The organism is Cryobacterium sp. Hh38 (assembly GCF_004403235.1).
Lineage (GTDB): Bacteria > Actinomycetota > Actinomycetes > Actinomycetales > Microbacteriaceae > Cryobacterium > Cryobacterium levicorallinum.
Window position 1 is genome coordinate 23413 of the sequence record NZ_SOHD01000036.1, and the last position, 13364, is coordinate 36776.

General features: G+C 67.0%; 14 protein-coding genes. 9 read left to right on the top strand and 5 right to left on the bottom strand.

The window, feature by feature from the left end; genetic code table 11:
* Positions 1 to 87: 87 nt before the first annotated feature.
* From purM to E3T41_RS18145, 3 genes are read right to left on the bottom strand one after another with little or no spacing between them, the layout of a single operon-like run.
* Entirely contained in the window at positions 88 to 1212 is a 1125-nt protein-coding gene (gene purM / locus E3T41_RS12580) for a phosphoribosylformylglycinamidine cyclo-ligase (RefSeq protein ID WP_092447877.1), read from the bottom strand.
* Complete coding sequence (purF, locus tag E3T41_RS12585) at positions 1209 to 2798, bottom strand: amidophosphoribosyltransferase (RefSeq protein ID WP_104131794.1); 1590 nt, start codon at positions 2796 to 2798, stop codon at positions 1209 to 1211. The genes purM and purF overlap by 4 nt, the downstream gene beginning before the upstream one ends.
* A gap of 12 nt (positions 2799 to 2810) precedes the next feature.
* Complete coding sequence (locus E3T41_RS18145; protein WP_174775303.1) at positions 2811 to 3215, bottom strand: hypothetical protein; 405 nt, start codon at positions 3213 to 3215, stop codon at positions 2811 to 2813.
* A 38-nt stretch (positions 3216 to 3253) separates the two neighbouring features.
* On the opposite strand from E3T41_RS18145, the gene E3T41_RS12595 reads away from it, so the two are divergent.
* On the top strand, positions 3254 to 4171 hold the full coding sequence (locus E3T41_RS12595; RefSeq protein ID WP_092447879.1) for a ribokinase: 918 nt from the start codon (positions 3254 to 3256) through the stop codon (positions 4169 to 4171).
* Between the two features lie 95 nt (positions 4172 to 4266).
* Here the strand turns inward: E3T41_RS12595 and E3T41_RS12600 are convergent, their stop codons facing one another.
* Complete coding sequence (locus E3T41_RS12600) at positions 4267 to 4635, bottom strand: sterol carrier family protein (protein ID WP_092448174.1); 369 nt, start codon at positions 4633 to 4635, stop codon at positions 4267 to 4269.
* A 265-nt stretch (positions 4636 to 4900) separates the two neighbouring features.
* Between E3T41_RS12600 and purD the strand changes: the two genes are divergently transcribed.
* From purD to E3T41_RS12615, 3 genes are all read left to right on the top strand, one after another.
* Positions 4901 to 6166, top strand: a complete 1266-nt coding sequence (gene purD, locus E3T41_RS12605) for a phosphoribosylamine--glycine ligase (protein WP_092447880.1) — start codon at positions 4901 to 4903, stop codon at positions 6164 to 6166.
* A gap of 135 nt (positions 6167 to 6301) precedes the next feature.
* Complete coding sequence (locus tag E3T41_RS12610) at positions 6302 to 7279, top strand: phosphoribosylaminoimidazolesuccinocarboxamide synthase (protein ID WP_092447881.1); 978 nt, start codon at positions 6302 to 6304, stop codon at positions 7277 to 7279.
* A gap of 172 nt (positions 7280 to 7451) precedes the next feature.
* Complete coding sequence (locus tag E3T41_RS12615; protein WP_092448175.1) at positions 7452 to 8324, top strand: VOC family protein; 873 nt, start codon at positions 7452 to 7454, stop codon at positions 8322 to 8324.
* Positions 8325 to 8361: 37 nt separating this feature from the next.
* Here the strand turns inward: E3T41_RS12615 and E3T41_RS12620 are convergent, their stop codons facing one another.
* Positions 8362 to 9075: a TetR/AcrR family transcriptional regulator gene (locus E3T41_RS12620; RefSeq protein ID WP_092447882.1), complete on the bottom strand. Its 714-nt coding sequence runs from the start codon at positions 9073 to 9075 to the stop codon at positions 8362 to 8364.
* A 96-nt stretch (positions 9076 to 9171) separates the two neighbouring features.
* On the opposite strand from E3T41_RS12620, the gene kynA reads away from it, so the two are divergent.
* From kynA to purQ, 5 genes are all read left to right on the top strand, one after another.
* A complete protein-coding gene (gene kynA / locus E3T41_RS12625) occupies positions 9172 to 10026 on the top strand; it encodes a tryptophan 2,3-dioxygenase (RefSeq protein WP_092447883.1) in 855 nt (284 codons plus the stop codon).
* A complete protein-coding gene (locus E3T41_RS12630; RefSeq protein ID WP_092447884.1) occupies positions 10023 to 10937 on the top strand; it encodes a hypothetical protein in 915 nt (304 codons plus the stop codon). Before kynA ends, E3T41_RS12630 begins: the two co-directional genes overlap by 4 nt.
* The gene (locus tag E3T41_RS12635; RefSeq protein ID WP_104131798.1) at positions 10934 to 12226 is read left to right on the top strand and encodes a kynureninase; all 1293 of its coding nucleotides are present in this window, start codon (positions 10934 to 10936) and stop codon (positions 12224 to 12226) included. The genes E3T41_RS12630 and E3T41_RS12635 overlap by 4 nt, the downstream gene beginning before the upstream one ends.
* 84 nt (positions 12227 to 12310) lie before the next feature.
* The gene (locus tag E3T41_RS12640) at positions 12311 to 12595 is read left to right on the top strand and encodes a phosphoribosylformylglycinamidine synthase subunit PurS (protein WP_092447886.1); all 285 of its coding nucleotides are present in this window, start codon (positions 12311 to 12313) and stop codon (positions 12593 to 12595) included.
* A complete protein-coding gene (purQ, locus tag E3T41_RS12645; RefSeq protein ID WP_134478876.1) occupies positions 12595 to 13290 on the top strand; it encodes a phosphoribosylformylglycinamidine synthase subunit PurQ in 696 nt (231 codons plus the stop codon). Before E3T41_RS12640 ends, purQ begins: the two co-directional genes overlap by 1 nt.
* The last annotated feature ends 74 nt before the right edge of the window (positions 13291 to 13364 follow it).

Here is a 13364-nt window from a genome sequence, read left to right on the forward strand (position 1 = left end):
GCAGCAACCGGCCACGCCGCTGCCGCCCCGCGAGTCACCGGGGCCCGGGCAACAAGCGACCGGGTGAGTGCCCCTGAGGCGGGAACCCTAGTTCGCGTAGGCGCCGACGAGACGCACGGCGCCGCCGTTGACGCCCTTGGCGCCCTGTTCGAACCCGGTCAGGTCGTGCTCGGCGCGCGAGACGCGGCCGGTGACCCAGGCGGGAATTTTGCTCAGAGCCAGCCGCGCGATGACCGATGAAGCGGATGCCGCATCCACGACCGCGAACATGCCGACTCCGAGGTTCCAGGTTCCTTCAGCGCTTTCGAGCGTTGACCCGGCCATGTCGCCGAGCACCCGGAACACGGGGGCGGGCGACCAGGTGGACCGGTCAACCTCGACCCAGGAGCCAACAGGCAGCACACGGGCGAGGTTGGCGGCGATGCCACCGCCGGTGACGTGGCTGAGTGAGTGGATGGCGCCGGCCAGCTCTGGGTCGCCGAGCACATCGAGCAGCGGGCCGGTGTACAGTCGGGTCGGTTCGAGCAGAACTTCGCCGACCACGCCGCCGAGTTCGGCGGAGGTATCGGTGTAGCCGATGCCGCGCTGGGCCAGAATATGGCGCACGAGCGAGTAGCCGTTGGAGTGCAGGCCGCTCGAGGCCATGGCGATGACGACGTCACCCGAGAGAACCTTGTCGGCGCCAAGCACCTGGTCGGCTTCGACGACGCCGGTGGCCGCTCCGGCCACGTCATAGTCGTCGGGGCCGAGCAGGCCGGGGTGTTCGGCGGTTTCGCCGCCGACGAGAGCCGTTCCGGTCTCGGAGCAGGCGCGGGCGATTCCGGCCACGATCGAGGCGATGCGCTCGGGCACGACCTTGCCGCAGGCGATGTAGTCGGTCATGAACAGCGGGCGGGCGCCGACCACGATGATGTCATCAACGACCATGCCGACGAGGTCCTGGCCGATGGTGTCGTGCTTGTCGATGGCCTGCGCGATGGCGACCTTGGTGCCGACGCCATCCGTTGAGGTGGCCAGCAGCGGCTGCCGAAACTTGGTGAGGAAAGACACGTCGAACAGTCCGGCGAAACCGCCGACCCCGCCCCAGACCTCGGGGCCGTGGGTCTTCGAGACGGCGGACTTCATGAGCTCGACCGCGAGGTCACCGGCTTGGGTATCGACTCCGGCCGCTGCATAAGACGCGTTGGAGATACTGGACGAGTTGTTGCTCATTCTGGTCTTCCCGGATCACCGAACGGTACCTGGCCCAGACGGGCGAGGGCTTCTTCTTGTCGTGCGGCGGGTGCCAGCACGGCTTCCAGATCAGAATCGGGACCCGGGTCGCATCCGTTTGATGCGGCCGGCCGCTCGAGCAGGTTCTTGCCGAGGTGTTGCGATTCGGGCAGCGCGATCGGGTACACGCCGGTGAAGCAGGCGGTGCAGAGACGCTCCCGCGGCTGCTCGGTGGCTTCGATCATGCCGTCTTCGGAGAGATAGCCGAGCGAGTCGGCGCCGATCGACTGGCGCACCTCGTCGACCTCGAGGCCGGTCGCGATGAGCTCGGCACGACTGGCAAAGTCGATGCCGTAGAAGCACGGCCAGGTGATCGGCGGGCTTGAGATGCGCACGTGTACCTCGGCGGCGCCGGCCTCCCGCAGCATGCTCACGAGCGCGCGCTGGGTGTTGCCGCGCACGATTGAGTCGTCGACCACGATGAGGCGCTTGCCCTTGATCACGTTCTTGAGCGGGTTCAACTTCAAACGGATGCCGCGCTGCCGGATGGTCTGCGACGGCGCGATGAAGGTGCGCCCGACGTAGGAATTCTTCACGAGACCCTGACCGAACGGAATGCCGGACGCCTGCGCGTAGCCGATGGCTGCCGGAGTGCCGGATTCCGGCGTGGGGATCACGAGATCGGCCTCGACCGGGTACTCCGCCGCGAGCTTGCGACCCATTTCGACCCGCGCCTCGTGCACACCACGACCAGCGATCGTGGTGTCGGGGCGGGCGAGGTAGACGTACTCGAAGACGCAGCCCTTGGGGTCGGCCTTGGCGAACCGCTGGGTGCGGAGCCCGTTCTCGTCGATCGTGATGAGCTCGCCGGGCTCGACTTCGCGCACGAAGCTCGCGCCGACAATGTCGAGGGCTGCGGTTTCGGAGGCGACGACCCAGCCGCGTTCGAGGCGGCCGAGCACGAGCGGGCGAACGCCCTGAGGATCGCGAGCGGCGTAGAGGGTGGTTTCGTCCATGAACACGAGGCAGTAGGCCCCACGCAGCCGCGGCAGCACCTCGAGCGCCGTGGCCTCGAGGGAGTGGTCGAGGTCGCCGGTGAGCAGGGCGGTGATCACTGCGGTGTCGGTGGTGTTGCCCCTGGCCAGCTCACCGTCGACCTTGGGGTAGCGTTCACGCACGAGTTCGAGTAGCTCAGCCGTGTTGGTGAGGTTGCCGTTGTGGCCGAGGGCCACCGTTCCGCTCGAGGTGCGGCCGAGGGTTGGCTGGGCGTTCTGCCAGCTCGAGGACCCGGTCGTGGAATAGCGGGTGTGCCCGACGGCGATGTGCCCGAGCAGGGTACTCAGCGAGGCTTCGTTGAAGACCTGCGAGACCAATCCCATGTCTTTGTAGATGAGGATCTTACTGCCGTCACTCGTGGCGATTCCGGCCGATTCCTGGCCGCGGTGCTGCAGGGCGTAGAGGCCGAAGTAGCTGAGTTTGGCCACCTCTTCGCCGGGAGCCCAGACTCCGAAGACCCCACAAGCGTCTTGTGGGCCCTTCTCGTTGGGAAGAAGATCGTGATTTAACAGTCCGTCGCCACCGGGCAAGCCGCAGCCTCTTTACTTCTCGTTGAACGTGGGGAATTCGTCATCGGGGGTGCCGGAGCCAGGCTCAGCGGCACGCAATTCGCTTGTGGTACTGACACCGTTCGTGTCCAGTCTATCCGCGACGACCGACATCTTGGAGCGGCCGATGATTCGGTCGATCACGAGGGCCACCACCGCGCCGAGCGCAGTGCCGATGGCGACGCCGCCGAGCAGCAGAAAGCCGAAGATTTGCATCCGTTCGTACTCCGCGGTCTCCGGGAAGGAGACGGTGAGAATGAGCGAGAGCAGCACCCCCACGATGGCGCCGAGCAACATGAAATTGCGGTACCGCGGGGCTCGGTGCAGGGTCACGGTCGCCTCGGCGCGCACGATCTCGTTCTCGGCCGACGGGTTCTGGGGCTGCTCAGAAGAACTCACGCTCCTATTGTCCCATGAGCGGATGCGAGACTGACTCTATGAACTCGATTGCGGTACTCGGAAGCGCCAACATGGACCTCGTCGTGCGGCAGTCGCGCCTGCCCCGACCAGGCGAGACGATTTTCGGGGCTGGCTTCAGCACGGTTCCCGGTGGGAAAGGACTCAACCAGGCGGTCGCCGCGGCCCGGTTGGGCGAGGCCGTGAACTTTCTAGGAGCGGTGGGAGCGGATGCCTACGGGAGCGAGCTGCGCGCGCTGATGCTGGCCGAGGGTATCCGTTCTGACGGCCTCGCGATAGCGGATGCCCCCACCGGCACCGCCCACATCTCCGTCGTGGACAGTGGCGAGAACTCGATCGTGGTGGTGTCGGGCGCGAACGCCGCGGTCACGACGCTGAGCGAGGCGCAGCGGGCGGCGATCACGGAGTCGGCGTTTCTGGTGATGCAGTGCGAGCTGCCGATCTCGGTACTGGTCGAGGGGATCGCCGCGGCCCACGCCGCCGGAGTGTTCACCGTGCTGACCCCGGCGCCGGTCATGCCGCTGCCCGAGGGGTTTCTCGCCTCGGTCGACCTCGTGGTTCCGAACCAGATTGAGGCCGCCGAACTCACCGGGGAAAGCGACCCGGTACGAGCCGCCGAGGTACTCAGCGCTGACCAGACCTGGGCGATCGTGACGCTGGGTTCGGAAGGTTCGGTCGTCGCCTATGACGGCGAGGTCCTCGGACTCGCACCGGCCCGGCCTGTGACGGCCGTCGATACGACCGCGGCCGGCGACACCTTCGTCGGGGCGCTTGTGGCGCGCCTGGCGGCGGGATACGTCCGTGGCACGGCCGTATCGCCGGACGAGATGATCGAGGCCGTGCGTTTCGCGACCGTCGCGTCGTCGATCGCGGTGACCAGAGCGGGGGCGACCTCGTCGATGCCTACCCGCGACGAAGTAGAGGCAATCCTCGTCTAGCACGTTCGCAAAAGCGCACAAACGCCCATTTGACAACGAGACCTGAACCTCGCCAAGGGACCGAAGATGGCATCTCGCGCCATCAAGGCGCGCCGCTAGTGCAGGAGCAGCACGGGCACGTGGCCGGTCAGGTCGGCGCGGGCCCCGGAGGCGTGGATGGCCCCCGACGTGACACCATCGGCGAAGGCGAGGGTGCCGGTGGCGAGGCCAAGCCAGGTGGCGACATCCATTTCGACCACATTGGGCGGCGTGCCACGGGTGTGCCGGGGGCCCTCGATGCACTGCGTGGCGCCAAATGGCGGCACGCGCACCTCGAGGGTGTTTCCTTCGGCCTGTTCGGCCAGCAGTTGCAGGGTGTAGCGCACCGCTTGGGCGCGGATATCCCGGCTCGCGGCGCAGCCGCCCTCGAGCGCTGCCCCCACGGCCGCCCGGCCGGCTCCGTCGTCGATGCGCGCTCGTGCCATGGCTCCAGTCTGCCGGATCAGGCGGCGGGCGTGTACTCCACGACGGCGAGAACGATGTTCGGCAAACCTGGCGGACATCCAATTTGTGCTCTGGGTGAGCGCGATGATGCGCGCGTCCGCGTATGGAATCAGCGCGCGGTGCAACGCCTCGATGGCGGCTTCCAACCGGTAGCCGGGGACGCTGACGGTGACGAGAGTCCGGGATTAGGGGCATGCCCATATCCCAGTGCCGTGGCGGGCCCGAGGCATCGGGTAGCCTGAAACGGTGAAAATTCTGGTCCTTGGTTCCGGTGCCCGCGAGCACGCCATCATCACCGCGCTGCTCCGTGAGGAGCCGCGGCCCAGCGTCGAGTGCGCCCCCGGCAACGCCGGAATCGCGGCCCAGGTGCCGGTTGTCGCTCTCGATCCGAACGACCCGGTCACCGTGACCGACTATGCGGTGCTGCACAGCATCGAGCTCGTCGTGATCGGTCCGGAGGCTCCGCTCGTGGCCGGTGTCGCCGACGCCCTGCGCGCCCGCGGCATCGCCGTGTTTGGGCCGGACAAAGCCGCCGCAGCCCTCGAAGGCAGCAAAACCTTCGCCAAACGCATCATGGATGCGGCCGGCGTTCCCACCGGCCGTGCCGTGCGTGCCGGTACCCTGGCCGAGGCCGAAACCGCCCTCGACGAGTTCGGCGCCCCCTATGTGGTGAAGGCGGATGGCCTCGCCGCGGGCAAGGGCGTGCTGGTCACCACTGACCGCGACGCCGCGATCAGTCACGCGACCTTCTGGCTCGAACACGGCAGCGTTTTGATCGAAGAATTTCTCGATGGCCAAGAGATTTCGCTCTTTCTGCTCAGCGACGGCGAGAACGTGCTGCCGCTCTCACCCGCTCAGGACTACAAGCGCGCCCTGGACAACGATGCCGGCCCCAACACCGGAGGCATGGGCGCGTACTCCCCGCTGCCCTGGCTCGACGCCCAGTTCGGCAGCGAGAACGCGTTCGTCGACGAGATCATCGAAACCGTCGCGCTGCCGACCGTGCGCCAGCTCTCGTCCGAGGGCACCCCGTTCGTCGGCCTGCTCTACTGCGGCCTTATTTTGACGGATGCCGGCATTCGCGTCATCGAATTCAACGCGCGTTTCGGGGATCCAGAGACTCAGGTCGTGCTGCCGCGCCTGGTCACGCCGCTCTCCGGGCTGCTGTTCGCCGCGGCGACCGGCCTGCTCGGCGGGCTGCCCCGGCCGGTTTTTTCGGCCGACGTGGCCGTCACCGTCGTTCTCGCGAGCGAAAATTACCCCCAAGAGCCGCTCGTCGAGCGCGAAATCACCGGGCTCGACGCCGCCCTGGCCGTGGACGGCGTCACGATCGCGCACGCTGCGACCCGGCTCGTTGACGGCGCGCTCGTGTCGACCGGCGGCCGGGTGCTCAGCGTTGTCGCTGTCGGGGCTTCCTTCGCCGAGGCTCGCGCCGTCGCCTACGAGGCTCTCGGGCACGTGTCCCTGGCCGGCGCGCACTTTCGCACGGATATCGCTGCCCGGGTCGCCTGAGTCCCCGCGCCGGCGCCGTCCCCACTCGTGCCGTGCATAACTGCTGCAATTTGCTGACGGTCGCCAGAACTTCCCCGTCTTTGCGGGAGCGCCGCCCGCCGAGCAGATTTTCTGCAGGAGTTGTGTGCACTGGAGATGCGGGAGAATGAACGGGTGAGCCAATCTGAGCACGAGTCCCCCGCATCCGCTGCCGCCGTCCTCGACGGGTGGACGCTCGTCTACTCGGGCAAGGTGCGCGACCTCTACGTTGAATCAAGCGGTATCGAGACAGCGGATGCCGCCCCCTCCCTCGAGACAGCCTCACGTGTGCTCGTGGTCGCCAGCGACCGGGTGAGCGCCTTCGACCACGTACTCGAGCCCGGCATCCCGGGCAAGGGCGCACTGCTGACCACTCTGAGCCTGTGGTGGTTCGACCGGTTGCGCGACGTTCCCAACCACCTCGTCGCCGACCATGAATTGGTCGGCAACTCGGTGCGCGAGCTGATTCCCGCCGCCGTGGCCGGCCGAGCCATGCTCTGCCGCACCCTCGACATGTACCCGATCGAGTGCGTCGTGCGCGGCTACCTCACCGGCAGCGGCTGGAAGGAATACCGCCAGTCTCAGTCGGTGTGCGGCATTGCGCTTCCGGCCGGCCTGCAGAATGGTGACCGACTGCCCGAACCCATCTACACTCCGGCGTGGAAGGCCCCAATGGGTCAGCACGACGAGAACATCTCCTTCGAGCGCACGGTCGAGCTCGTCGGCGCGCAGGTCGCCGCCGAGCTGCGTGACCTGTCGCTCGCCCTGTTCGCGACCGCCAGCGCGATCGCGGAACAGGCCGGCGTCATTCTCGCCGACACCAAGTTCGAGTTCGGCGCCGACCGGCAGACCGGGGTGACCGTGCTCGCCGACGAGGTCTTCACGAGCGACTCCAGTCGGTACTGGGATGCCGAAGCCTGGAAGACGGGAACCACGCCGGAGACCCGGATGGCGAGCTTCGACAAGCAGATCGTGCGCAACTGGCTCGCCGCGCACTGGGACGGCGCCGGCACCCCGCCGGTACTGCCGAGCGAAATCGTCGAGCAGACCGCGGCCCGCTACCGCGAGTTGCTCGAGCGCCTGTCACGGGCCTGACCCGTCGCGGCGCTGAGGCATCTGTCGGCGCACGACGCCCTGCGCGCCGCAACCGGCGCGGCCCGCAGTCGGGGGAGCATAACTGCGCGGATCGCGGAATAGCCCGGGCGACGCCTAAGTTGTGCCTGCTGTGACCCTAACTGCGAAAGATCTGCTGGCCGCCGACACCGGAATGGGCGCCGTGACCCTGCGCGTGGGCCGCCTCGACGCCATGATCGCGTACTACCGCGACATCGTGACCCTCGACCTCATCAGCCAGGACGGCCCCGTCGCCGTGCTCGGCCGCGGTCCTGTTCCACTCGTCATTTTGCAGCACGCCCCCGAGCTCAGGGCCGCCGAACCGCGCTCGGCCGGGCTGTACCACACGGCCATTCTGTTCGACACGCAGGCCGACCTCGCCGCTGCGGTGTACTCGATCGGCACGAAATCCCCCGAAACGTTCACCGGCAGCGCAGATCACCTGGTCAGCCAGGCCTTCTACTTCACCGACCCGGAGGGCAACGGCATCGAGTTGTACTGGGACCGCGATCGCACACTGTGGAGCTGGACCCACGGCCAGGTCGAAATGGCCTCGCTCTACCTCGATCCGAACGCATTCATTTCGGAGCATATGTCGGAGCGGCCGAGCACGGGACACGCGATCGTCGGCCACGTGCACCTCTCGGTTGGCGATGTTGCCAGTGCCCGCGAGTTCTACGTGAACCGACTCGGCTTCGAGGCGACCGCGAACTTCGGCCCCTCCGCCCTGTTCGTCTCGGCCGGCGGCTACCACCACCACATGGCCATGAACACCTGGGAGAGCTCGGGCAGCGGCAAGCGCCGCCTGGCCCTCGGTCTGGGAGAGGTCAGCATTATCGTGCCAAGCACTGACGACGTGGGTGCCCTCAACGAGCGCCTGGACCACTACAACGTCGACACCCGTCACGACGGGCAGACCCTTCGCTTCGACGACCCCTGGGCCAACCGCATCCGCGTGCGCGCGGCGGATGTCGCTGAAACTCCAGGCGCCACCGCATCCGCCGCGGACCCCGTCGCCATGCCGTAACTTCCCGGAGAGCAACGAGCGACGCTTCCGGTGACGTTCAGCGGGCGGCGCGGGCCGCCCGCCGGGTGAGGCCGTGCACGGTCGCCCGGTAGTCCTGCACGTTGAGCGGGCGACCGGGCAGCTTCGGCCGGGGCGCATCCGCCGCACGCAGGCCGTCGAGCACGATCGACAGCTGACGCCGCCACTGACCGGCGTAGCCGTCGCCGAGACTGCCGAGCGATCCGACCATCGTGACGAGCACGGCGAGATCGACCGCGTCGACGTCGCGGCGCAGGGTCCCGTCCTTCTTCGCACGAGCGACCAGGCTTGCGATGAAGCCGTCGAACTCGGCGGCCGGCCGTGCCGACGGGTCGAGCTGGGCCATGCGCCGCAGTATCGGCGGCAGCGACGGGTCAGCGACCAGCCATTCGGCGACCCGTTCGGTGTAGACGACGAGCGCGTCCCACGGTGTGGGCGCGGCCTCGATCTCACCGCGCACCGCGTGCAGCTCAGCCAAGGCCAGGTCGTAGAGGGTGCGCACCAGATCGTCTCTGGTCGCAAAGTTGCGGTACAGGGTAGCCACGCCGACCTCGGCCTGGCGGGCGATCTCTTCGAGCGATGCGTCGACGCCGTGCTGCGCGATCAGAGCGCGCGCGCTGATGATGAGACGGTCGCGGTTCAGCCGGGCGTCGCGGCGACGCGGCGGCGTGCTTCGCTCGGCAGCCGAGGCAACCGGTAAGCCATCCTGGGGCTTTCGGGTCGGCGAGGTCATGCGGTCCAGTCTAGAACTTCGCCCTGTGCGCTTCGTCCCCGGTGTTGCGCCCGCCGCCGCAACGTGCGCACAATTTGAACAAGCCGAACGGAACCCATGACCCTCAAAAACAACACCCGCGATTTCGACCCCGAGATCGTCACCGATTTTCGAGAGAAGATGAGCTATGGGACCTACCTTGACCTTCCCGTTCTGCTCGCTGCGCAGAATCCGGTCAGCGTTCCGGAACACCACGATGAGCTGTTGTTCATTATTCAGCACCAGACCACCGAACTATGGCTCAAGCTCATGCTGCATGAGCTTCGCGCAGCCATCGAAGCGCTGCGCCAGGATCAACTCGCGCCGGCCCTCAAGGGCATTGCCCGGGTCAAACACATCCAGCGCACACTGACCGAGCAGTGGTCGGTGCTCGCCACCCTCACCCCGACTGAATACGCGCAGTTTCGGCATTTTCTCGGTAATTCGAGCGGGTTTCAGTCGTACCAGTACCGTGCGGTCGAATTCGCCCTGGGCAACAAGAACCGCCGCATGCTGACGGTCTTTGAAGCGGATGCCCCGGCTCACGCCCTGCTGACCGACATGCTCGAGGCACCGAGCCTGTACGACGAATTTCTCCGTTACCTGCACCGCGCGGGCTTCGACATTCCGGCCGCCATCCGGGGCCGCGACGTCACCGAGGCCTGGACGTTTCACCCCGAACTCGTTCATACTTTTCGCGGAATATACGAGAACGCGTCCCAGAATTGGGCCGCCTACGAGGCCTGCGAAGAACTCGTCGACCTTGAAGACAACTTTCAGCTCTGGCGCTTTCGCCACTTGAAGACCGTGCAGCGCATTATCGGTATGAAGCACGGCACCGGCGGTTCGAGCGGCGCGGCCTTTCTGCAAAAGGCCCTCGAGCTCACGTTCTTTCCGGAGCTGTTCGCGGTGCGCACGGAGATCGGAGCGTGACCGGCCAGTCCTTTCATGGGCACTTTCTGCACGGGCGGGGCGCGGTCTATCGAGGGTTTCTCGACGCCCACGTGCACCTGGCCCTGATTGATCCGGGCCAGCTGGTCGACGGCGGCATCGCCCGCGTGATCGACCTCGGCGGCTGGCTGCCGAACGGCAAACGCGAAGACATGCCCGATGTAGCCTATGCCTACCAATTCCTCACGGCGCCGGGCGGCTACCCGAGCCAGGCTGGTTGGGCCGAACCCGGTTGGTGCCGGGAGATTGCAACAGCCGCGGATGCTGCGGCGGCAGTCGATTTACAGGCCGCGGCGGGGGCATCCGTTTTGAAGGTCACGCTGAATGCCGTGGCCGGTCCGGTGTTGAATGCCAAGGGACTGACCGCGGCGGTCGATCGGGCCCACGAATGCGGGCTGCCGGTCGTGGCGCACGCCGAGGGCGCCGGGCAGGCCGATCGGGCCTTCGCCGCGGGAGTCGATGCGTTCGCGCACACGCCGTTTTCGGAGCGCCTCGCCGACGATCTGGTGACGGCGATGGCGGCCAGCATGACTTGGATCAGCACCCTGGACATTCACGGCTGGGGCACGCCGACCGAAGCCTTCGATATCGCCAGTGACAACCTGCACCGGTTTCACGCCGCCGGCGGTCGAGTGCTGTACGGCACCGACCTCGGCAACGGGCCGCTCGTGCTCGGCATTAACCGTCGGGAAATCAGCGCCCTGCTCGGCGCCGGGCTGACCCCCGACGACGTGTTGGACGCCCTGTGCCCGCGCGCACCGCTCGGTCTGGCCCTCGCTGACACGCGGGTGACCTTCATTCCCGGCGAGCGACCACGCGATCCAGACGAATTTACCGAGTGGCTCGGCAGCGCCCGCGCCCTCACCCACTCAGAACTCGAGGTACTCGAATGACGCCCACCCTTGCCGGAGCAACCGGCCTGGACGCCCAACTCACCTTTGCGCGCCGAATGGACCGCATCGACGGCCTGGCGCACTACCGCGGCCGTTTTCTCGGCACCGACGCCGACCCCGAGACCGCCAACCCCCGTTCTTATCTCGACGGCAACTCGCTCGGCCGCCCACTGCGGGCGAGCGCCGAACGCATCGCCGACTTTCTGCAGCAGGACTGGGGTACGCGACTCATTCGCGGCTGGGACGAGCAGTGGATGGAGTTGCCCCTGCAGATCGGCGACGACCTCGGCCGGGCCTGCCTCGGCGCGGCCGCCGGGCAGGTGTTCGTCGGCGACTCGACGACCGTACTGCTCTACAAACTTGCCCGCGCCGCGGTGGATTCACGTCCCAACCGCACCGAAATCGTGCTTGACAGCGACAACTTTCCCACCGACCGCTACATTCTCGAGGGCATCGCGCGGGAGCGTGGCCTCACGCTGCGCTGGATCGACTCCGATCCGGAGGGTGGCGTCACGGCCGAACAGGTGCGCCAGGTCGTAGGGTCGCAGACCTCGCTGGTGCTGCTCAGCCACGTCGCCTACCGTTCCGGTTACCTCGCCGACATGAGGGCGATCACCGCCATCGCCCACGAACACGACGCCCTCGTACTCTGGGACCTGAGCCATTCGGTCGGCTCGGTTCCGGTGCAGCTCGACCTCTGCGACGTCGACCTCGCGGTCGGCTGCTCCTACAAGTATCTGAGTGGCGGGCCCGGCGCGCCGGCCTTCGGGTACGTCAAGAGTGACCTGCAGGACGTGCTGACCCAGCCAATTCAGGGATGGATGGGAACGCAGGACATCTTTGAAATGGGGCCGGGGTATCGGCCGGCCACCGGCATCCGTCGATTCATGAGCGGAACGCCCGCAGTGCTGGGCATGCTCGCGATGCAGGACACGATTGCCATGCTCGACGAGGCGACGATCGAGTCGGTGCGTGCGAAGTCGGTGGCGCTGACCGAGTTCGCGATCACCCTCGTCGACGAGTGGCTCGCGCCGATGGGCGTCACCGTGGCATCGCCGCGGGAACAGACGCATCGCGGCGGGCACGTGACGATCAACCATCCGCTCATGCGTCAGGTGACCAAGATTCTGTGGGATAACGATGTGATTCCCGACTTTCGCGCCCCAAACGGGCTGCGACTCGGGTTGGCTCCGCTCAGCACGAGCTTCGTCGAGACCTACGACGGCGTGGCCGCCGTACGCGACGTGCTGCGCGGCATTCTGCTCGGCCAAAGCGGGCTGAGCCAGTAGACCGGCGGGCCCGGTCGGGCTCGACCTGTAGAATTGCAGTGATTTGCCACGACTAATAGCCCCAGACTGTATGCGGAGTGCCCTGTGCCAACGATCGTCGTCGAAGTAATGCCCAAGGCTGAGTTGCTTGACCCCCAGGGCAAGGCCGTCGCCGGCGCCCTTGGTCGCCTCGGTCAGACCCAATCAGCGCTGGCCAACGTCACCGGCGTGCGCGTCGGCAAGCGCTTCGAGATTTCCATCGACGGTGAAGCGGATGCCACGACCCTCGCCGCCGTGCGCGAGCTCGCCGACACCGTGCTCTCCAACTCCGTGATCGAGGATGTCGTCGGCATCCACGTGCAGGACGCCCCCTCGTCAGCGGTCGCCTGATGCGGATCGGCGTCGTCACCTTTCCCGGCTCGCTCGACGATCGTGACGCTGCGCGCGCGATTCGTCTTGCCGGCGCCGACGCCGTAGCCCTCTGGCACGGCGACCACGACCTGCACGGCGTCGACGCCATCGTGCTGCCAGGCGGATTCAGCTACGGCGATTACCTGCGGGCCGGCGCCATCGCAAGCCTTTCGCCGATCATGACCGAGGTCATCGACGCGGCCAACAAGGGCATGCCGGTGCTGGGAATCTGTAACGGATTCCAGATGCTCACCGAGGCCCACCTGCTCGACGGCGGACTTATTCGCAATGAGCAGGGCCGCTTCATCTGCCGGGACCAGGGCTTGCGCATCGAGAACAACGCGAGCGACTGGACCAACGGTTTCGAAGCCAACGCCGAAATCGTCATTCCGCTCAAGAACGGCGAGGGCTCGTTCATGGCCTCGACCGAGACCCTCAAAATGCTCGAGGGTGAAGGACGCATCGTGGCTCGCTACCTCGGAAACCCGAACGGGTCGCTGAACGACATTGCCGGCGTGACCAACGCCCGCGGCAACGTCGTCGGCCTCATGCCACACCCCGAGCACGCCGTCGAGGCCGGCTTCGGGCCCGACACCGACGCGGCGATGGCCAGCGGTATTGACGGCCTCACGTTCTTCACCTCGGTCATCGCGCGGACGCTCGTCGGCGCGTAGCCGCGCTGCGTCAGTTCGGCCAGATAGCCGCGCCCGCGCTCGCCTCATCACGTTCGGGCGCGGCATCCGCTTGG